Below are 17,810 nucleotides of genomic sequence, written 5' to 3'. Positions count from 1 at the left end.
GGTCCAGCGCACGTTCTCGACGTGTACCGGTGGGAGAACTCGACGAATCGCGGAGGTGGCTGGTGACCGAGGACGAGCTGATCGTCGAGTTCGCGCTGACCCGCCTCGACCACCCCGGTCTCGACCTGGAGGAGGTCGCCGGGCTCGTGGTCCGCCGGGTCGGGCCGGAGCGCATGCTGGAGTTCGCGGGCCTGACGCTGGCGCACCGCGACGAGCTGCGGGGAGCGGTGTTCCCGGCGGCCGTCGAGCACGTGCTGCGGGTGGTGCTGACGTTGCGGGGACCGCGGGACTAGCTCTGCCCTGCCGCCCAGGCACGGGCGGCGTTCTCCGCCACCGCCTCCACCTGGTCCGCGTCCACGACGTGCTGCAGCCTTCCCTCCAGGGAGAGGGTCGCGACGCCGTGCGCGAGCGACCAGAGCTGCGCGGCCCTGCTCACCACGTCCGCCTCACCCAGGAACGGCCGCAGTGCCGCGTTGAGCAGGTCCTGCACGACGACGGCCTGCCGCACCAGGTCCCCGTGCCGCTCCTTGTCGATGCCGCTGGCGAACATCGTCTCGAACCGCGCGGGGTCCTCGCGGGCGAAGCGGAGGTAGGACACCGCGATCGCCGCGGCCCGGTCGGCGAGCGTCGCGTCGTCCGTCAGGTCGGCGAACCGCTCCTCGAGCGCCTGGAAACCCAGCAGCGCCGCGGCGGCGAGCATCGCGTCCCGGTCGCTGAAGTGGCGGTAGGGCGCGGACGTCGAGACCCCGGCGCGGCGGGCGGCCTCGGACACGCTGAAGCCCCGCGCCCCGCGCTCCCGCACCAGCTCCGTGGTGGCCACGAGCAGGGCGTTGCGCAGGTCGCCGTGGTGGTAGCCGCGCTTCGGCTCCATGTCCGCACCTCCGATGTTGCAGTCTCTCACATTGCTCGCGTAGCCTCGATGTAAGAACCTCTTACACTCGGATCGGGGTCTCCATGCGGTACGCGGGAACCACTGCGCTCATCACCGGCGCGAGCTCGGGCATCGGCGCCGAGTTCGCGCGGCGGTTCGCCGAACGGGGAGCGGACCTCGTCCTTGTCGCACGGCGGGCGTCGGCGCTCGACGAGCTCGCGGCGGAGATCCGCGCGGACACCGGGCGGACCGTGCACGTCGTCCCGTTCGACCTCACCGGCGAGCGCAGCGGGCAGCGCCTGGCCGAGCAGCTCGACGTGGCCGTCGACACCGTCGTCAACTGCGCGGGGGTGGCGCACACGAAGCCGTTCGCCGAGCTGACCGAGGACGAGATCCACGTGCAGCTGCGCGTGAACGTGGACGCGGTCGTCGACATCTCGCACGCGTTCCTGCCCCGGCTGGTCGGGAGCGGCCGCGGGGCGCTGGTCAACGTCGCGAGCCTCACCGGCTACCTGCCCGTGCCGGGCATGGCGGTGTACTCGGCGGCGAAGTCGTTCGTCGTCCGGTTCACCGAGGCGCTCGCGCACGAGACGCGTGGCTCCGGCCTCACCGTGCTGGCCCTGTCGCCCGGCCCGACCAGCACGGAGTTCTACGAGGTCTCGGGGACGGAGACCGAGGGCGTCCGGTTCCAGACCGCGGCCCAGGTCGTCGGCACCGCGTTCGCCGCACTGGACCGGAAGCGGCCGCCGGTCAGCGTGATCTCCGGCAGCACGAACCGGTGGCTGGGGCGGGCGGCCGCGGCTCTGCCCAGGCGGACGGTGCTGCGCCTCGCGGAGACCCGCAGCGTCTAAAGGCCGCGCACCGCCTGTTCGGTGAGCCGGATGACACGCGTCGCGAGTGGCGACAGCGTCCGGTTCGCCTGCCAGGCCAGGTAGATCTCGCGGGGGTCCGGCGGCGGGTCCAGCTCGTGCGTGCGCAGCACGTCGTCGGGCTGCAGGTCCAGCGCCAGCCTCGGCATCACCGCGATGCCCATCCCGGCGCGCACCATCGACACCACGCCCCGGTTGTCGGCCGTGCGGAACACGATCAGCGGCCGCACGCCCGCCTCGGCGTAGACGCGCTCGACGCGGGCCTGGTCGCAGATCGGCGGCTGGGCGACCATGGTCAGTCCGTCGAGGGCGGCCAGCGGGACCACGTCGCCGTCGAACTGGCCGCGCCGGGCGACCAGCACGTACGGGTCGTCGAGGAGCTTGGTCTGCTCGACGTCGCCGGTCAGCCTGCCGTCGAAGAACACCAGGTCGAGGCCGTCGGCGCTGGGCTGGTCGGTCTCCTCCTCGAAGAGCCGGATGTCGGCGGTGGGCTGTTCGTCGAGCAGTCGCCGCACGACGGTCGGCAGGATGACGTTGGTGACGCTCTGGAAGGTGCCGATGTCGACGCGGCCCTCGCCGGCCTTGAACCGTTCGACCGCGTCGGTGGTCGCGGCGGCACGGGCGAGCAGGTCGCGGCCGTGGGCGAGCAGCACCTCGCCCAACGGGGTCAGCCGCACGGGCTTCGGGCCGCCGGGACGGTCGAACACCGTGCCGCCGACGGCGCGTTCGAGTGCGGCGATCTGCTGGCTCACGGCCGACTGCGTGTAGCCGAGGCGGTCGGCGGCGCGGCCGAACGTGCCCTCGGCGGCCACGGCTTCCAGGGTGGCGAGGTGGCGGAGGTCCAGCATGAACATAAGTGTGCCTTGTTGAGTTGAGCAGATTCTATCGCTTTTGTTAATGCTCTGTGCTTTCTAGCGTCACACCCATGAAACGTGCGCTCTGGTTGCCGCTCTTCGACTGCCTCGCCGACCCGCCGGCCGTCGCCCGCCTCGCCGCCGACGCCGAGGAGGCGGGCTGGGACGGGCTGTTCGTCTGGGACCACGTGCGCTGGCGCGAGCCGGTGACGCACGTGGCCGACCCGTGGATCACGCTGGCCGCCGTCGCGACCGCCACCGAGCGGCTGCGGTTCGGGCCGATGGTCTCGGCGCTCACCCGGCGCCGGCCCGCGAAGCTCGCCCGCGAGACGGCGTCGCTGGACCTGCTCGGCGGCGGGCGGCTCGTGCTCGGCGTGGGGCTCGGCAGCGACCGGTTCGCGGGTGAGTTCTCCCGCTTCGGCGAGGAGTGCGACGACCGGGTGCGCGGGCGGATGCTCGACGAGTCGCTGGAGGTCCTGCGGGCGGCGTGGTCGGGCGAGGAGGTGCGCTTCCGCGGCGAGCACTACACAGTGGACGGTGTGACGTTCCTGCCTCGTCCCGTGCAACGGCCGGGTGTGCCGGTGTGGGCGGCGGGGTTTCCCGGCAACGTGCGCCCGATGCGCCGTGCGGCTCGGCTGGACGGGTTCTTCCCCGTGAACCTGTCGTCGGCGGAGGAGTTCGCGGACGCCGTCGGGCAGGTGGAGGCGTTGCGGTCGGATGACGGGCCGTTCGACTACGTGTGCGAGGTCGAACCTGGTGCGGATGTCGCGCCGTATGCCGCCGCTGGGGCGACGTGGTGTCTGACGGCGTTTGAGCCGGCATCGCTGTCCATGGACCACGTGCGGGGCGTGCTGAGCGACGGACCGGCGGTGCGGTGATGCGTGTCAACGGAGTGGAGTTGTGCGTTCAGACGTTTGGGGATTCTTCCGACCCGGCGGTGTTGCTGATCCACGGCGCGTGCGCGTCCATGTTGTGGTGGGAAGAAGAACTGTGCGTGGCAATCGCGGCGCGCGGCCGGTTCGTGATCCGTTACGACAACCGTGACACCGGGTTGTCGACCAGCTACCCGCCAGGGGAGCCGGGGTACTCGCTGGCGGACATGGTCCTCGACGCCGTGGGGATTCTCGACGCGTTGGGCGTGTCGCGGGCGCATGTGGTCGGGCGGTCGATGAGCGGTGCAATCGCGCTGGCGCTCGGCGTCGACCACCCCGATCGGGTGGAATCGCTGACGTTCGTGTGCACCACGACCGGTGACCCTTCGCTGCCTGAGATGACTCCTGAGTTCCTGGAGGCTTCTTCAGCGCGGTCTCCGTCCGATGTGGAGAACATCGTGACGGTGCTGCGCGCGTACGCGGGTTCGTCGCCTTACTTCGACGAGGAGGCGGTGCGTCGGCTGGCGGTGGAGGACGTCGCACGGACGGTGAACATCCAGTCGGCGATGACGAACCACTTCTGCATCGAGTTCGACGCTCCTGGCGGTGGTTTCGCTGATCTCGTCGCGCCCGTGCTGGTGGTGCACGGGTCGCTGGACCCCGTGTTCCCCTTGGCGCACGGTGAGGCGGTGCGGGATGCCGTGCCCGGCGCGTCGCTGCTCGTGCTGGACTCGGTGGGGCACGACGTGCCGCGTCCGGTGTGGCCGGTCTTCGTCGACGCGCTCGTGCGGCACACGACGGCTTGAGCGACGCTCGATCGCGACTGCACGAAAATTGTCAGGGGTGCGAGGTAACGTCCTCCCCATGAGTGCTGCTGGGGACCGGATTCAGGAGCTCGCCGCGCGGATCGTCGAGCTGCGCGACGCGTACTACCAGGGCGAGCCGCTGGTGGCGGACGCCGAGTACGACGCGATCGAGGACGAGTTCCGCGGGCTGGTCGCGGAGCACCCGGAGCTGGCGCCGGAGGACAACCCCCTGGACCACGTGGGTGCGCCGTCGGTGCTGCACGCGCCCGTGCGGCACTCGCGGCCGATGCTGTCGCTGGAGAAGGCGAACAAGCCGGAGCAGGTCGAGTCGTTCTTCTCCCGGTTCCCCGGCCAGCCCGTGGTGGTCATGCCGAAGCTCGACGGCCTGTCGCTCGCGCTGGTGTACGAGAACGGCCGGCTGGCGCGCGCGGTGACGCGGGGCGACGGCACGACGGGCGACGACGTCACGTTCCTGACGCGCGCGTTGTGCGACGGCGTGCCGGACAAGGTGGAGGCGCCCGGCCGGGTCGAGGTGCGCGGCGAGTGCGTGATGCTGCGCTCGACGTTCGACGCCTACAACAAGGTGCACCCGGACAAGCCGTTGATCAACCCGCGCAACGCCGCCGCGGGCACGTTGCGCGCCAAGGACCCCAAGGCGGTCGAGGGCAGGCGCATGCAGTTCTTCGCGTTCGACCTGACGACCGAGCCGGAGAGCGCCGACTCCGACCTCGACGCGGGCCTGCGCAAGCTCGGCTTCAGCGTGGCCGAGATGAGGCACTGCACCACCGCTGCCGAGGCCCAGGAGCTCATCGGCGGGATCGAGTCGGCCCGCAACTCGCTCGACTACGACCTCGACGGCGCCGTGCTGCGCCTGGCGAACCGCGACGCGTTCGCCGCCGCGGGCACCCGGTCGTCGTCCCCGCGCGGCGCGATCGCCTACAAGTTCGCGGCCGAGGAGAAGACGACGGTCCTGCTCGACGTGAAGTGGGACGTGGGCAAGACCGGCAAGATCGCCCCGGTGGCCTGGCTGGAGCCGGTGTTCGTCGGCGGCACCACCGTCACCCGCGCCACCCTGGCCAACCAGGAGGTCATCCGCTCGCGCGGCATCAAGATCGGCGACACCGTGCTGGTGCGCCGGGCGGGCGACGTGATCCCGTTCGTGGCGGGCGTGCTCGACGAGTCGAAGCGCACGGGCGACGAACGCGAGATCGTCCCGCCGTCGTCGTGCCCGTCGTGCGCGCAACCGTTGACGGAGCAGGGCAACAGCCGCGAGCTCTTCTGCACCAACGCCGTCTGCCCCGCGCAGACCGTGCGCCGCCTGATCCACTGGTCCTCCCGCGCCGCCGCCGACATCGACGCCATCGGCCAGGTGTGGATCGAGCGCCTCGCCGAGACCGGCGACCTGGTGAACCCGTCGGACTTCTACACGCTCACCAAGGAACGCCTGCTGGAGTTCGACCGCGTCGGCGAGGTCTCCGCGACCCGCATGATCGAGTCGATCGACCGCAGCCGCTCCGTGGGCCTGCGCCGCGCGTTGATCGGCCTGTCGATCCCGATGGCCTCCGAGGGCACCGCCGCCCGCCTGTGCCGCGCGGGCTTCGGCTCCCTGGAGGAGGTGGCCGACGCGGGCGTCGAGAAGCTCGTGGCCGTCGAGGACATCGGCCAGAAGGTCGCGGAGTCGCTGAACGCCCACCTGGCCCGCCTGCGCCCGGAGATCGAACGCCTCCGCGAGCGCGGCGTCTCCCTGGAGGTCCGCTCCGAGGACCTGCCCCCGGTCGTCGTGGCCGGCGCCCCGCTGGAGGGCAAGTCGGTCGTGATCACGGGCTCGATCAGCGACCCCCGCTCGGGCGAGAAGGTGACGCGCCCGACGTTCCAGAAGATGTGCGAACGAGCCGGCGCCACCGCCGCCTCCTCGGTGTCGGCCACCACCGACCTGCTGATCACCGGCGAGGGCGTGGGCGCGAGCAAGCTGACGAAGGCGGAGAAGCTCGGCGTCGAGGTCGTCGACCAGGCCGAGATCTGGGAGAAGCTGATCGCCGCCGGCGTCGCCTGACCCCCGGACGCAGGAAGCCCCCGCGCTGCACGGGGGAGAGCGGCAGCGTGGGGGCAGGATTGGTGGCCGGTGCGGCGGTCGCCTCTCGGCGAGTGGCTCTGCGCGGTTCCGGGTGAGCGGTGTTCCGCGGAGGCGTTGTGGTGGGGCCCGGGGACTCGTTCCGCACCGACCGTCTTGTTCAACGGTGTGGGGATCCGTTGTGTTTCCTGGTGGTCTGTGTGGTCGGTCACCGGTGGTGGGTGTGTGGGTCTTGTGGTGTAAGGGGTTTGGCTGTGTGTGGGAAGGCCCTCAAGCTGTCTGGGGGTGGACTGCTTGAGGGCGTGGTGTGGGGGTCGGTGCGGCGGTCGCCTCTCGGCGAGTGGCTCTGCGCGGTTCCGGGTGAGCGGTGTTCCGCGGAGGCGTTGTGGTGGGGCCCGGGGACTCGTTCCGCACCGACCGTCTTGTTCAACGGTGTGGGGATCCGTTGTGTTTCCTGGTGGTCTGTGTGGTCGGTCACCGGTGGTGGGTGTGTGGGTCTTGTGGTGTAAGGGGTTTGGCTGTGTGTGGGAAGGCCCTCAAGCTGTCTGGGGGTGGACTGCTTGAGGGCGTGGTGTGGGGGTCGGTGCGGCGGTCGCCTCTCGGCGAGGTGCTCGACGCGGTACCAGCCGAACGGTGTTCCGCGAAGGCTTTGTGGTGGGGCCCGGGGACTCGTTCCGCACCGACCGTCTTGTTCAACGGCGCGGGGATCCGTTGTGTTTCCAGGTGATCTGTGTGGTCCGTCACCGCCGGTGGGCCGGAAAGCTTTGCCCGCCAGGGGAAGCTGGGCGAACGCCCCCACGCTGCCTGGGGGAGGACGGCAGCCCGGGGGCGTTCGGCGGGTCGCCCTCGGCCGTCGGGGGAATGGCGGCGCGAGGGCGTTACCAGGACGCCCTCAGACCATCCGTCGGGGGAGAAAGACGGTCTGAGGGCTAATGTGGAGAGGTCGGCGCGGCGGTCGCCTCTCGGCGAGTGGCTCGACGCGGTACTAGCCGGACGGTCTTCCGCGAAGGCTTTGAGGTGAGGCCCGGGGGACACGGACCGCACCAACCAACCCTTACAACGGGATCCGGGCCCGAAGTGTTTCGCACTTGATCTGTGTGGTCGCTCACGGTGCGCAGAGCGGTTCACCCCTGGAACCAGGTGAACCGCTCGCCCACGATCGAAAACCGCTGCGGCTCAGTAGAAGCAGCCCGTCCGCGGCAACGAGGACGGCGCCGGCGGCGTGCGTCCGTCGTAGAGGGCCAGCAGGAAGTTCTGCGGGCAGTACGACGTGCCGCTGATCTTGATCGCGATGTGCAGGTGCGGGCCGGTCGAGTTGCCGGTGTTGCCGGTCGTCGCGACTCGCTGGCTTGCGGTCACGGAGGTGCCGTTGGACACCGACCAGCTCGAGAGGTGGCAGTAGAGGTAGTCGACGCCGCTCTTCACGATGCGCAGGCCGTTGCCGCAGCCGCTGGGCTCGCTGATGCGGTAGGCGGTGCCGGTGACCATGGCGTAGGCCGGGACGTTGTTCACCGGCAGGTCGATGGCCGGGTAGTCGTGGTGCGGGTCGTCGTACTCGCTGCGGGGCAGGGCGCTCTTCGACAGCGGCAGGCTGTAGGTGCCGCCTCCGCCGCCGGAACCCGAGCCGCCGACGAGGGTCTGCCACGTGTTCGGGCCCACGATACCGTCGGCGGACAGGCCCTTCGAGCTCTGGAACGCCACCGCGGCGCTGTGGGTGCCGCCGCCGAAGTCGCCGTCGACCGACAGGTTGTAGCCGTAGCGGTTGAGCTGCACCTGGGCGGCCTTGACGGCCTCGCTGTTGTTGCCCTGCTTGACGCTGACGATCAGCTTCGGCCAGGTGTTCTGGCCGATCTGGCCGTCGGAGGACAGGCCGTTGGCGCTCTGGAACTGCTTCACCGCGGCTTCGGTGGCCGGGCCGAACTCGCCGTCGGCGCTGATGTCGTAGCCGCGGTGCCGCAGCAGGTGCTGGGCGCTGCGCACGGTGTCACCGGTGGCGCCCTCCTTGACGTTCGGCCACGAGGGCAGGGCCGCCTGCGCGGGGCTCACCAGTCCTATCAGGACGAAGAGCGACAGCAGGGCGGCAGCGAGGATTCTCATGCCGTGCACGCTAGGAACGGACCGACATCGGCCGCCCTAGTCGCGAGACCAGTTGTGTGCGGTCGCGGCAGCCGAACTTCCGCAGCAGGTTCGACACGTGGTACTTGACCGCGCTCACCGTGATGAACATGGCCGCGGCGATCTCGGCGTTCTCCCAGCCCTCGGCCAGCAGCCGCAACGTCTCCCGCTCGCGCGACGTGAGCGTCGCCGGCGGGGGACCGGGCAGCAGGGCCGGCACCAGGCGCGGGGAGACCCAGCCGCCGAACCGGTGCACGTCGTGGATCGCCCGCACGACGTCCTCCACGGGGTCGTCGGCGAGCACGAGGCCGGTCACGCCGAGCCGCACCAGGCCCTCCACGGCGTCGGGGGACGACAGCACGGCGACGGTCCGCGGGCCGATCGCCTCGGACTCGTCGACGACGGACACGTCGGCAGGGGTGCCGGGGACCGCCCACGGGACGGCTGCCAGGCGCATCAGGATCTTGTCGGTCAGCAACGTGCTGTGCAGCGACAGCACGACGTGGATTTTGCGCACGCGCCCACGGTCGGGAACGGACCGTAATTCCGCGTATCGGCTGCGTATAACACCTGGTCGTTGCTACCGTTCCGCCGATCCTGGGGAGGGCGTGTGGAGTTCCGCGTGCTCGGTCCGCTCGTCGTGGTGGCGGGTGGCGACGAGCGGCCGTTGCGGTCGGCCAAGCAACGGATCGTGCTGGCGATGCTGCTGCGGCACGCGAACACCCCCGTCCCGCCGCGGCGGTTGATCGAGGTCCTCTGGGAGGTCCCGCCCGCCTCCGCCCAGGACAACGTGCGGCTCCACGTCTACCAGCTCAAGCGCGCGCTCGACCTGGGCGAGCGGATAAGTCGCGAACCGAGTGGTTACCGGCTCCGGGTCGAGGTGGGCGAGTTGGACGAGGACCGGTTCGTCCAGATGGCGGAAGCGGGTGAACGCTCACTCGCGGACGGCGACCCGGCGACCGCAGCGGCTCTGCTCGCCGAGGCGCTCGGGCTGTGGCGCGGACCGGCCTACCCGGACCTGCCCGGCCAGTTCGGTGCCCGGCTCGACGAGGCACGGCTGCGGGTGGTCGAGGCTCGGGTCACCGCCGACCTCGCACTGGGACGGCACGCCGAGGTGGTCGGCGAGCTGACCGAGCTCGCGCAGGCGCACCCGTACCGCGAACCGCTGCACGCCAAGCTGATGACCGCGCTCTACGGCGCGCACCGCCAGGCGGAGGCGCTGGAGGTGTTCCGCGCCGCCCGCGAACGGCTCGTCGGCGACCTCGGCGTCGAGCCCGGTCCCGAGCTGCGCGGACTGCACGAGACGATGCTGCGCGGCGAAGTGGCGGACGTTCCCGCGAAGACCGCGAAGGCCGACTGCCCGTACCGGGGACTGATGGCGTACCAGCCGGAGGACCACTCGCGGTTCTTCGGCCGTGACCACCTCGTCGAGCTGGTCGCGCGCAGGATCGACCGCTATCCGGTCGTGGGCGTGTTCGGCGCCTCCGGCAGCGGCAAGTCGTCGCTGCTCAGGGCCGGGGTGGTGGGCGGCCTCGGCGAGACCTGGCTACCGGTCGTCATCACGCCGACCGCGCGTCCGCTCGAAGCCCTGAGCCACGCGCTGGCGACGCTCACGAACCAGCGGCCCGATCTGAGCGCGCACCCCGAGGCGTTCGACGTGGAGGTCCGCAACGAGCTGGCGAACGGTCCCGACGACGTGCGCGTGCTGCTCGTCGTCGACCAGTTCGAGGAGCTGTTCACCTTGTGCGACGACGAAGGTGAACGCTCACAGTTCCTCGCCGTGCTGCTGGACGCGGCCAGGGGACCTGGACGGCGCACGCGGGTCGCGCTCGGCGTGCGGGCCGACTTCCTCGCCCACGTCACGCGGCACCCCGGCCTGGTCGAGGCGCTCGCCGACGAGGCCACGGTGCTCGTCGGGCCGCCGTCCGGCGCGGACCTGCGCGACATCGTGCTGCGCCCGGCCGCGCTGAGCGGGGTGTCCGTCGCCGCGGACCTGCTCGCCACGGTCCTGGCCGACGTCGAGGCCGGACCGGGCGCGCTGCCGTTGCTGTCGCACGCGCTGGCCGAGACGTGGCGGCGGTCCGGCACCGAGCTGACCCTGGCCGCGTACCGGTCCGGTGGCGGGGTCCGCGGTGCGATCGCCCAGACCGCCGAACGCGCCCACGACGAGCTGGACGACGCCGGACGGCAGGCGATGCGCCGGATCCTGGTGCGGCTCACCGCGTTCGGCGACGGCACCGAGGACACCCGCAGGCCGATCCGCCGCGCCGAGCTCGACGGGATCGCCGCCGCAGGGGTGGTCGACGGCGTGCTCGCGCGGCTGGTCGCCGACCGGCTGGTGGTGCTGGACGAGGACACCGCCGAGCTGGCCCACGAGGCGTTGATCCGGGCCTGGCCCCGGCTGCAGCGCTGGCTCTCCGACGACCGCTCGACGTTGCTGGTGCACCGCAGGCTCACCGCGGCCGCGCACACGTGGACCGAGCTGGGGCGCGACGACGGCGCGCTCTACCGGGGCGCGCAGCTCGTGCTGGCGTCCGCCTGGGCCCAGGACCACCCCGGCGAGCTGAACGCGGCCGAGGACGCCTTCCTCACCGCGAGCCGCGAGCGCGACGAGGCGGAGCAGGCGGGCGTCCGGCGCCGCACCCGGTTCCTGGGCCGGCTGGCGAGCATCATGGGCGTGCTGCTCCTGCTGGCCGGCGGCGGTACCGGCGTGGCGTGGTGGCAGTGGCGCGAAGCCCAGCTGGGACAACGGGTCGAGCGCGCGCACCAGCTCGCGTTGTCCGCGCGCGGCCTCGTGGAGACGGCTCCCGACGTGGCAGGGCCGTTGGCGCTCAACGCCTTCCGGCTGCACGCCGACGACGACACCCGCGGCGCGCTGCTGAGCGCCGCGTCCGCCCCGAGGCGGCGCATCGAGCTCAACGCCGACGGGTCGCCCGTGCTGGACGTGGCCGTCTCGCACCAGGGCGACGTGATCGCCACGGCCGACCGCGACGGCACCGTGACGGTGTGGGACCTGCGCGCCCGTGCCCGCAGACTCGTGCTGTCCGACCACACCGCGCTCACCGAGGGCGGCTACGCGCGGCAGGTCGAGTTCAGCGCGGACGACCGGTTCCTCGCCTCCACCGCCACCGCACCGTCCGCGGCCGGCGGTCCCGGCGACGTCGTCGTGTGGGACCTGCAGACCGCGAAACCCGTTTTCGCGCAACGTTTCGAGGTCCTCACCACCGGACTCGCCCTCCACCCCGCCGCGACGTCGGTCGCGGTCGGCGTCGCCGGGGGAGCGGTCGAGGTGTGGGACGTGGCGCCGAAGACGAAACGGGTGTTCGCCGGTCACCAGCACGAGGTGACCTCGTTGGCGTTCAACGACGACGGCACGGCGCTCGTGACCGCGAACGGCGAGGACCGCCCGGTGATCTGGGACGCCCGGTCCGGCGCGAAGATCGGCGAGATCCCGGCGCCGGGCGTCGGCACGGTCCACTTCGACGGCGCTGCCGCGGTCGTCACCGTGACGCGCGGCGAAGCCGTCCGGTTCTGGGACCTCGGCGGGCGGCTGCTGTCGGAGCTGCCGGGGCAGGGCGCGTGGGAGGCCTCCGCGCAGGCCGGCGGCAGGATGGCGGTGGCGGACGAGGACGGGCTCATCACGATCAGGGACGTCCGCACCGGCCGCCCGATCACCTCCTACCGCGACCGGGACCGCACCGAGTCGAAGGCGCTGGCACTGGGCCGCGGCGGCACGCTGCTGGTCTCCGGGGGTTCCGGCCGGACCGTCGTGGTGCGGGAGGACGCCGTGCCCGCGTTCACCGGCCACGCCGACGGCGTCACCGACATCGCCGTGCACGGGACCGTCGTGGCGTCCGCCGGGGACGACGGCACCGTGCGGTTGTGGAGCCTCGACGGCGCCGCTCTGGCCACTTTGGACGGTCACGCGGGCAGGGTGGAGTCGGTCGCCTTCAGCCAGGACGGTGCCCGGCTCGCCGCGGTGACCCGCGACCACGTCGTCACGATCTGGGACGTGCCACGGCACGAACGGTTGACCTCGTTCACCTCCAGCGGTCTGGGCGCCTCGACCGACATCGCGTTCCAGCCGGACGGGCGCGCGCTCGTCACGGCGTCGCTCGGCCGGTTCCGCTGGAGCCTGCCGGACCTCGCGCCACGGCCGTTCGCCGGCGGACCGCAGATCGCGAGCGCCGTCGAGTTCACGCCCGACGGCCGCCTCCTGATCTCCACCGACCCCGCTGGCGGCGCGCTGCTGTGGGACGTCACCGCGGACAGGCTCGCACGGCGGGTCAGCACCGGCCAGGGCGACGTCCGCACGGTCGCGGTCAGCCCGGACGGCACCAGGTTCGCGACGGCGGGCGCGGACCGCACGGTCAAGGTCTGGGACGTGGCCACCGGGGCCGAGCTGATGACGCTGACCGGCCACTCCGCGCCGGTGGTGGCGCTGGCGTTCAGCCCGTCCGGCGACGCGCTGGCGTCCGGGGGAGAGGACCACGCCGTCGTCGTGTGGGACCTCGCCACGCGCACGGGCACGACGTTGACGGGTCACGCCGGTCCCGTGCGGGCCGTCGCGTTCACCCGTGAGGACGAGCTGGTGTCCGGCGCCGGGGACGCCAGGATCATCCGCTGGTCCCTGTCCACAACGGACGCCGAGACGCGGATCTGCGCGGAGACCTACCCGCGGTCCGACGCCTGCGGCACGACCAGGCCCGACTCGTAGGCGATCACCACGAGCTGGGCGCGGTCGCGGGCGTGCAGCTTGGTCATCGCGCGGTTGACGTGGGTCTTCGCCGTCAGCGGGCTGATCACCATGCGCGCGGCGATCTCGTCGTTCGACAGGCCGCGGGCGACTAGGACGACGGCCTCGCACTCGCGGTGGGTGAGGTGCGCGAGGTCGACGTCGCGCTGCCGCGGCCCGCTCACGTACCGGTCGATCAGCTTCCGCGTGATCGACGGGGCGAGCAGGGCGTCGCCGCGGGCCGCCACCCGCACGGCGTGCAGGAAGTCCTCCGGCAGCACGTCCTTGACGAGGAACCCCGCGGCACCCGCCTTGAGGGCGTGGAAGACGTACTCGTCGAGGCCGTAGTTGGTGAGGATCACGACGTGGACGCCCGCGAGCGCGGGGTCGGCGGCGATGCGCGTGGTGGCCTCGATCCCGTCGACCAACGGCATCTGGACGTCCATCAACGCGATGTCCGGGAGATGGGTGCGGGCCAGCGCGAGCGCCTCGTCGCCGTTCGTCGCCTCGGCCACGACCTCGATGTCGTCCTCCGCGTCGAGCAGGGCGCGGAACCCGCTGCGGATCAACGGCTGGTCGTCGACCAGCAGGACGCGGATCACGGCTGCGCCACCGGAAGCTCGGCCCGCACGCTGAACCCGCCCTCGCTGCGGGGTGCTGCCTGCAGGCTGCCGCCGAGCGCCGTGACGCGTTCGCGCATGCCGAGGAGCCCGACGCCCGGCGCCGTGGTCTTGGGCGGGGCCGTGCCGTCGTCGTCTACGCGGATCAGCAGGGCGTCGGGCCGGTAGTCGATGCGGACCTGGGCGGTCGCGGCGGAGGCGTGGCGGGCGATGTTGGTCAGCGACTCCTGCACGATCCGGTACGCGGTGCGGCCGACGGCCGCGGGGACGTCGTCGTTGCGGCCCTCGACGGTCAGCCGCGCGTCGAGTCCCGTGGCCCTGGCCCGCTGGACGAGCTGCTCGACGTCGTCGATGCCGTGCGGCGGGGTCTTGTCGTCGTCCCGCAACGCTTCCAGCGTCGCCCGCAGCTCCTTCGAGGCCTCGCGGCCGGCGTCGCGGATCGCGAGCAGCGCCTCCGGGACGTCCTCACCGCGCTTGTGCGCCAGGTGGACCGCGACCTCGGCCTGCAGCTTGATCACGGAGATCTGGTGGGTGAGCGAGTCGTGCAGCTCGCGCGCGATGTGCAGGCGCTCCTCGCCGGCCCGGCGCAGTGCCGCCTCCTCCTTGGTGCGTTCGGCTTCGTCGGCGCGCTGCTCGGCCTGGCGCAGCGCCTCCCCGGCGGCCGCGGCGGCGATCAGCCAGGCGATCTGCAGGACGTCCCGGGTCTGCGCGAACGCCTCGTACGTCGTGAGGTCGCGCGGGGAGAGGATCGCCGCCACCGGCAGGGTCGCCAGCATCAGGACGGATCCGGCGAGCGTGACGACCCGGTGGCCCGCCTTCATCGTCGAGTAGACCGCGAACAGGAACGCGACTACGGGCACGTCGGCCCCGGTCGCCTGGTACGCCAGGGAGAACAGGCCGGTGGCCACCAGTGTCGCGATGGGCGCAGCCCGGCGTTTCGCGAGCACGAGCCCGCTCGCGGCCAGCAGGACGTAGCCCACCGGCGTGGCACCGTGACCGGCCACGACGAGGCTCACCGCCACCCCGGCGGCGATCGCCCAGTCCAGCCGGCGCGCGTTCATGGGAGCACTGTAAACCGCTGTTCGCGCTGGTAGATCCTGCGCAGGGACCACTTTTGGACTACTGCGCCCGTGGTAGTCGTTGTCTGCGCTCGCACGACGACGTCCGTGCTTCCGGTGGCCACGCTTCTCGGCATGACACTTGCCTATGAACTGACAGCGGGTCGTGCGTGGTCACTGGTCGGCGTCGCGTTCGGCGTGCTCGGCCTGGTCCTGGGAGTGCGGGCGTTGCGACGGGGACAGCGCGGTGTGGTCGCGCTGGTCTCCGGGGTGATCGGGGTGGTGCTCGGCGCCGTCGTCGTGCTGATGGCCAAGGGCGGTCCCGGCACCGGGTACGGCATCGTGGGCGGCTACCTGTCGCTGGTGGTCGGCGTGGCCGCGCTGGTGGTGGCCTGTGCCGCTATCCGACGAGGCGCTCGGGCTGCAGCACGGCGCGCCGCGTGACCAGCCCGGCCGCGCCCCGCACCACCGCGAACTCGCCCAGCGGCGAGGCGACGAGCCGGGTGTGCCGCTCGCCGCCCGCGAGCACCCTGGTGTCCATTTCGGACTGGATGGCCGCGCTCAGGTGGTCGTGCAGCACGGCGTAGCTGCCGCCGAGCACGACCGTGGGCACGTCGAAGAGGTTCATCAGCGTGGCGAGCCCGACCCCGAGCGCCTGCCCGGCCTGGTGCGTCGCCCGCACCGCCCTGGGGTCGCCCGCGGCGAGGGCCTTCTGCAGGGAGTCGAGCCTGCGCCGTCCCGCCTCGCGCAGGATGACGTCCAGGCCGGCGTACCGCTCCACGCAGCCCTTGCTGCCGCACGTGCACCGCACGCCGTCTCGTTCGATCACGACGTGCCCCAGCTCGCCGGCGAACCCGCTGGCACCGCGGTAGACCTCGCCGTGCAGCACTACCCCGGCGCCGATGCCGACGTCGGCCGACACGTGCACGAAGTCCTCGCCCGCCAGGTGCTTCGGCCAGAGGTGGGCGAGGGCCGCGAGGTTGGCCTCGTTGTCCAGCTCGACCTCGGTGCCGAGGCGCGCGCCGAGACCCTCGGCGAGGGGGACGCCGACGAGCTTCGGCAGGTTCGGCGCCCTGACCACCACGCCGTCGTGCACGACGCCGGGCACGGCCAGTCCCGCGCCGAGGAGCTTCTTGCCGCCGGTGTGCTCGCGGATGAGCTCGGCGACCCGGTCCAGCACCTCGTCCGCCGGTGCCTTGCGGATGTCCGCCGGCACCAGGTGGCGGCGCAGCGTCTCGCCGTCGAGGCCCAGGGTCTCGACGGCGAGGTGGCTGACGTTGATCTCCGCGCCGACCGCGACGGGACCGTCCGGGTGGAACCGCAACGGCTTGGACGGCCTGCCCATGCCGGCGCCCGTGGCCGGGTCCTCGACGAGGACGCCGGCCGCGAGCAGCGGTTCGGTGAGGTTGGACAGCGTGGCCTTCGTCAGGCCGGTCCGCGCCGCCAGGTCCGCTCGGGAGCCGGGCCGGTCCACCAGCGCGAGCAGGACCGTCCGCAGGTTGCCGAGGCGGACCTGGCGCAGGTGGTCGACGGTGGTCATCGCGCCCAGTATCGCCGGGCGGTCATCGGTTCAGGTACTTCTGGGCCGCCTCCGCGTACCGGGCGCGGATCTCCGGCACCGCGTCCGCCTCGTACCGCTTGCTCTCCGCGCCGTTCCACTCCGGTGGCGCGGCATCGCCCTTGAGCGCCCACGCCGCCTGACGCGCCGCACCATCGGCCACGTACTCGCCGGGCGCGGGCACCGTCACGGGCACACCGAACACCGTCGGCGCGATCTCGCGCACCGCAGGGGAGACCGCCGCACCGCCCACGAGCCGCACGGCGCTCACGTCCGCACCCTGGTCGGTCAGCGCGTCCAGACCCACGGCCTGACCGCACAGCATGCCCTCGACGGCCGCACGCGCGATGTTCGCGGGCGTGGCGTTGGTCAGGGTCAGGCCGTGCAGCGCACCGGTCGCGTCGGGCAGGTTCGGGGTCCGTTCACCCTCCAGGTACGGCACCATCACCACGCCCTCGGCACCGGCGGGGGCGGACAGGGCCAGCTCGCTCAGCCTGGCCAGGTCCACGCCCAGCATGCGGGCGGTGGCGTCCAGCACGCGGGCGGCGTTCAGCGTGCACGCCAGCGGCAGGTAGCGACCCGTCGCGTCGGCGAAGCCCGCCACGATGCCCGACGGGTCGTCCGCCCGGACGTCCGCCGTCGCGGTCACCACGCCGGACGTGCCCAGCGAGACGACCACGCCACCACCGACGCCGAGCATGGCGGCGGCGTTGTCCCCGGCACCCGCGCCCAGCCGCACCGGGCCGTCGACGAACTCGGACGGGCCGAGGACGCGCGGGAGCACCACGTCGGAGCGGCCCAGCCCCAGCTTCACCAGGTCCGGCACGTAGGCGTTGGCCACCGAGTCGAAGTAGCCGGTGCCCGACGCGTCCGAGCGGTCGGTGACCAGGTCGGCCAGGTCACCGGTGCCGCGCAGCCGCCACGTCAGCCAGTCGTGCGGCAGGCAGACGGCGGCGGTGCGCGCGGCGTTGCCCGGTTCGTTCCGGGCGAGCCAGCGCAGCTTGGTGATCGTGAACGACGCGACGGGCACGACACCCATCCGCGCCGCCCACTCGGCCGCGCCGAGCTCCTCGGTCAGGTCGGCGGCCGCCGCCGCGGAACGGGTGTCGTTCCACAGCAGCGCGTCCCGCACGACCTCGCCGTTCTCGTCGAGGCACACCATGCCGTGCTGCTGGCCCGCGACGCTCAGCGCCTCGACGCCGTCGAGCCCGCCCGCGTCCGCCAGGGCGGTCTGCAGCGCCTGCCACCAGTGCGACGGGTGCACCTCGGTGCCGTCCGGGTGGGAGGCACGACCCTCCCGGACGAGCTCGCCGGTGTCCGCATCGCGGACGACGACCTTGCACGACTGCGTCGAGGAGTCGACGCCCGCGACGAGCGTCAT

The 17,810-nt window shown here is 72.4% G+C and carries 15 protein-coding genes; 7 read left to right on the top strand and 8 right to left on the bottom strand.

The window, feature by feature from the left end; all coding sequences use genetic code 11:
* The first annotated feature begins 62 nt into the window (after window positions 1-62).
* A complete protein-coding gene (locus ACFWV3_RS14340) occupies window positions 63-293 on the top strand; it encodes a hypothetical protein (protein ID WP_382411568.1) in 231 nt (76 codons plus the stop codon).
* Here ACFWV3_RS14340 and ACFWV3_RS14335 read toward each other — a convergent pair.
* Window positions 290-871 carry a TetR/AcrR family transcriptional regulator gene (locus tag ACFWV3_RS14335; protein WP_382411567.1) on the bottom strand — a complete coding sequence of 194 codons (582 nt, stop codon included), beginning with the start codon at window positions 869-871 and terminating at the stop codon, window positions 290-292. The two genes, ACFWV3_RS14340 and ACFWV3_RS14335, sit on opposite strands and share 4 nt — an antisense overlap.
* 83 nt (window positions 872-954) lie before the next feature.
* Here ACFWV3_RS14335 and ACFWV3_RS14330 point away from each other — a divergent pair, with 83 nt between their 5' ends.
* Complete coding sequence (locus ACFWV3_RS14330; RefSeq protein ID WP_382411566.1) at window positions 955-1,722, top strand: SDR family NAD(P)-dependent oxidoreductase; 768 nt, start codon at window positions 955-957, stop codon at window positions 1,720-1,722.
* On the opposite strand, the gene ACFWV3_RS14325 is transcribed toward ACFWV3_RS14330, so the two are convergent.
* Window positions 1,719-2,588 carry a LysR family transcriptional regulator gene (locus ACFWV3_RS14325; protein ID WP_382411565.1) on the bottom strand — a complete coding sequence of 290 codons (870 nt, stop codon included), beginning with the start codon at window positions 2,586-2,588 and terminating at the stop codon, window positions 1,719-1,721. The genes ACFWV3_RS14330 and ACFWV3_RS14325 overlap by 4 nt on opposite strands.
* Before the next feature lie 77 nt (window positions 2,589-2,665).
* Between ACFWV3_RS14325 and ACFWV3_RS14320 the strand changes: the two genes are divergently transcribed.
* Genes ACFWV3_RS14320 through ligA form a run of 3 tightly spaced genes read left to right on the top strand, consistent with a single transcriptional unit; the run spans window position 2,666 to window position 6,325 of the window.
* Window positions 2,666-3,472: an LLM class flavin-dependent oxidoreductase gene (locus ACFWV3_RS14320; RefSeq protein ID WP_382411564.1), complete on the top strand. Its 807-nt coding sequence runs from the start codon at window positions 2,666-2,668 to the stop codon at window positions 3,470-3,472.
* Window positions 3,472-4,272 carry an alpha/beta fold hydrolase gene (locus tag ACFWV3_RS14315; protein ID WP_382411563.1) on the top strand — a complete coding sequence of 267 codons (801 nt, stop codon included), beginning with the start codon at window positions 3,472-3,474 and terminating at the stop codon, window positions 4,270-4,272. The genes ACFWV3_RS14320 and ACFWV3_RS14315 overlap by 1 nt, the downstream gene beginning before the upstream one ends.
* 58 nt (window positions 4,273-4,330) lie before the next feature.
* On the top strand, window positions 4,331-6,325 hold the full coding sequence (gene ligA, locus ACFWV3_RS14310; RefSeq protein WP_382411562.1) for an NAD-dependent DNA ligase LigA: 1,995 nt from the start codon (window positions 4,331-4,333) through the stop codon (window positions 6,323-6,325).
* A gap of 1,194 nt (window positions 6,326-7,519) precedes the next feature.
* Here ligA and ACFWV3_RS14305 read toward each other — a convergent pair.
* The gene (locus ACFWV3_RS14305) at window positions 7,520-8,440 is read right to left on the bottom strand and encodes a peptidoglycan-binding protein (protein WP_382411561.1); all 921 of its coding nucleotides are present in this window, start codon (window positions 8,438-8,440) and stop codon (window positions 7,520-7,522) included.
* A 10-nt stretch (window positions 8,441-8,450) separates the two neighbouring features.
* Window positions 8,451-8,975, bottom strand: a complete 525-nt coding sequence (locus ACFWV3_RS14300; RefSeq protein ID WP_382411560.1) for a response regulator transcription factor — start codon at window positions 8,973-8,975, stop codon at window positions 8,451-8,453.
* Between the two features lie 93 nt (window positions 8,976-9,068).
* Here ACFWV3_RS14300 and ACFWV3_RS14295 point away from each other — a divergent pair, with 93 nt between their 5' ends.
* Window positions 9,069-13,175 carry a BTAD domain-containing putative transcriptional regulator gene (locus tag ACFWV3_RS14295; RefSeq protein ID WP_382411559.1) on the top strand — a complete coding sequence of 1,369 codons (4,107 nt, stop codon included), beginning with the start codon at window positions 9,069-9,071 and terminating at the stop codon, window positions 13,173-13,175.
* Here the strand turns inward: ACFWV3_RS14295 and ACFWV3_RS14290 are convergent.
* Together ACFWV3_RS14290 and ACFWV3_RS14285 are read right to left on the bottom strand one after the other, a co-directional pair.
* Window positions 13,130-13,795: a response regulator gene (locus tag ACFWV3_RS14290; protein ID WP_382411558.1), complete on the bottom strand. Its 666-nt coding sequence runs from the start codon at window positions 13,793-13,795 to the stop codon at window positions 13,130-13,132. The two genes, ACFWV3_RS14295 and ACFWV3_RS14290, sit on opposite strands and share 46 nt — an antisense overlap.
* Window positions 13,792-14,874 carry a sensor histidine kinase gene (locus ACFWV3_RS14285; RefSeq protein ID WP_382411557.1) on the bottom strand — a complete coding sequence of 361 codons (1,083 nt, stop codon included), beginning with the start codon at window positions 14,872-14,874 and terminating at the stop codon, window positions 13,792-13,794. The genes ACFWV3_RS14290 and ACFWV3_RS14285 overlap by 4 nt, the downstream gene beginning before the upstream one ends.
* Window positions 14,875-15,006: 132 nt before the next feature.
* Here ACFWV3_RS14285 and ACFWV3_RS14280 point away from each other — a divergent pair, with 132 nt between their 5' ends.
* On the top strand, window positions 15,007-15,315 hold the full coding sequence (locus tag ACFWV3_RS14280) for a DUF6223 family protein (protein ID WP_382411556.1): 309 nt from the start codon (window positions 15,007-15,009) through the stop codon (window positions 15,313-15,315).
* Here ACFWV3_RS14280 and ACFWV3_RS14275 read toward each other — a convergent pair.
* Together ACFWV3_RS14275 and xylB are read right to left on the bottom strand one after the other, a co-directional pair.
* A complete protein-coding gene (locus ACFWV3_RS14275; protein ID WP_382411555.1) occupies window positions 15,272-16,411 on the bottom strand; it encodes an ROK family protein in 1,140 nt (379 codons plus the stop codon). The genes ACFWV3_RS14280 and ACFWV3_RS14275 overlap by 44 nt on opposite strands.
* Window positions 16,412-16,433: 22 nt before the next feature.
* On the bottom strand, window positions 16,434-17,810 hold the full coding sequence (gene xylB, locus ACFWV3_RS14270; protein WP_382411554.1) for a xylulokinase: 1,377 nt from the start codon (window positions 17,808-17,810) through the stop codon (window positions 16,434-16,436).

Origin of the sequence: Lentzea sp. NPDC059081 (genome assembly GCF_042738015.1) — a bacterium.
Classification (GTDB): domain Bacteria; phylum Actinomycetota; class Actinomycetes; order Mycobacteriales; family Pseudonocardiaceae; genus Lentzea.
This window is presented reverse-complemented; position numbering and strand designations above follow the sequence as displayed.

Excerpts from the sequence above, each read along its gene's own strand:
- ACFWV3_RS14335 (WP_382411567.1), bottom strand. The coding sequence starts at position 871 with ATGGAGCCGAAGCGCGGCTACCACCACGGCGACCTGCGCAACGCCCTG.
- ACFWV3_RS14330 (WP_382411566.1), top strand. The coding sequence starts at position 955 with ATGCGGTACGCGGGAACCACTGCGCTCATCACCGGCGCGAGCTCGGGC.
- ACFWV3_RS14325 (WP_382411565.1), bottom strand. The coding sequence starts at position 2,588 with ATGCTGGACCTCCGCCACCTCGCCACCCTGGAAGCCGTGGCCGCCGAG.
- ACFWV3_RS14320 (WP_382411564.1), top strand. The coding sequence starts at position 2,666 with ATGAAACGTGCGCTCTGGTTGCCGCTCTTCGACTGCCTCGCCGACCCG.
- ACFWV3_RS14315 (WP_382411563.1), top strand. The coding sequence starts at position 3,472 with ATGCGTGTCAACGGAGTGGAGTTGTGCGTTCAGACGTTTGGGGATTCT.
- ligA (WP_382411562.1), top strand. The coding sequence starts at position 4,331 with ATGAGTGCTGCTGGGGACCGGATTCAGGAGCTCGCCGCGCGGATCGTC.
- ACFWV3_RS14305 (WP_382411561.1), bottom strand. The coding sequence starts at position 8,440 with ATGAGAATCCTCGCTGCCGCCCTGCTGTCGCTCTTCGTCCTGATAGGA.
- ACFWV3_RS14285 (WP_382411557.1), bottom strand. The coding sequence starts at position 14,874 with ATGAACGCGCGCCGGCTGGACTGGGCGATCGCCGCCGGGGTGGCGGTG.
- ACFWV3_RS14280 (WP_382411556.1), top strand. The coding sequence starts at position 15,007 with ATGACACTTGCCTATGAACTGACAGCGGGTCGTGCGTGGTCACTGGTC.
- ACFWV3_RS14275 (WP_382411555.1), bottom strand. The coding sequence starts at position 16,411 with ATGACCACCGTCGACCACCTGCGCCAGGTCCGCCTCGGCAACCTGCGG.
- xylB (WP_382411554.1), bottom strand. The coding sequence starts at position 17,810 with ATGACGCTCGTCGCGGGCGTCGACTCCTCGACGCAGTCGTGCAAGGTC.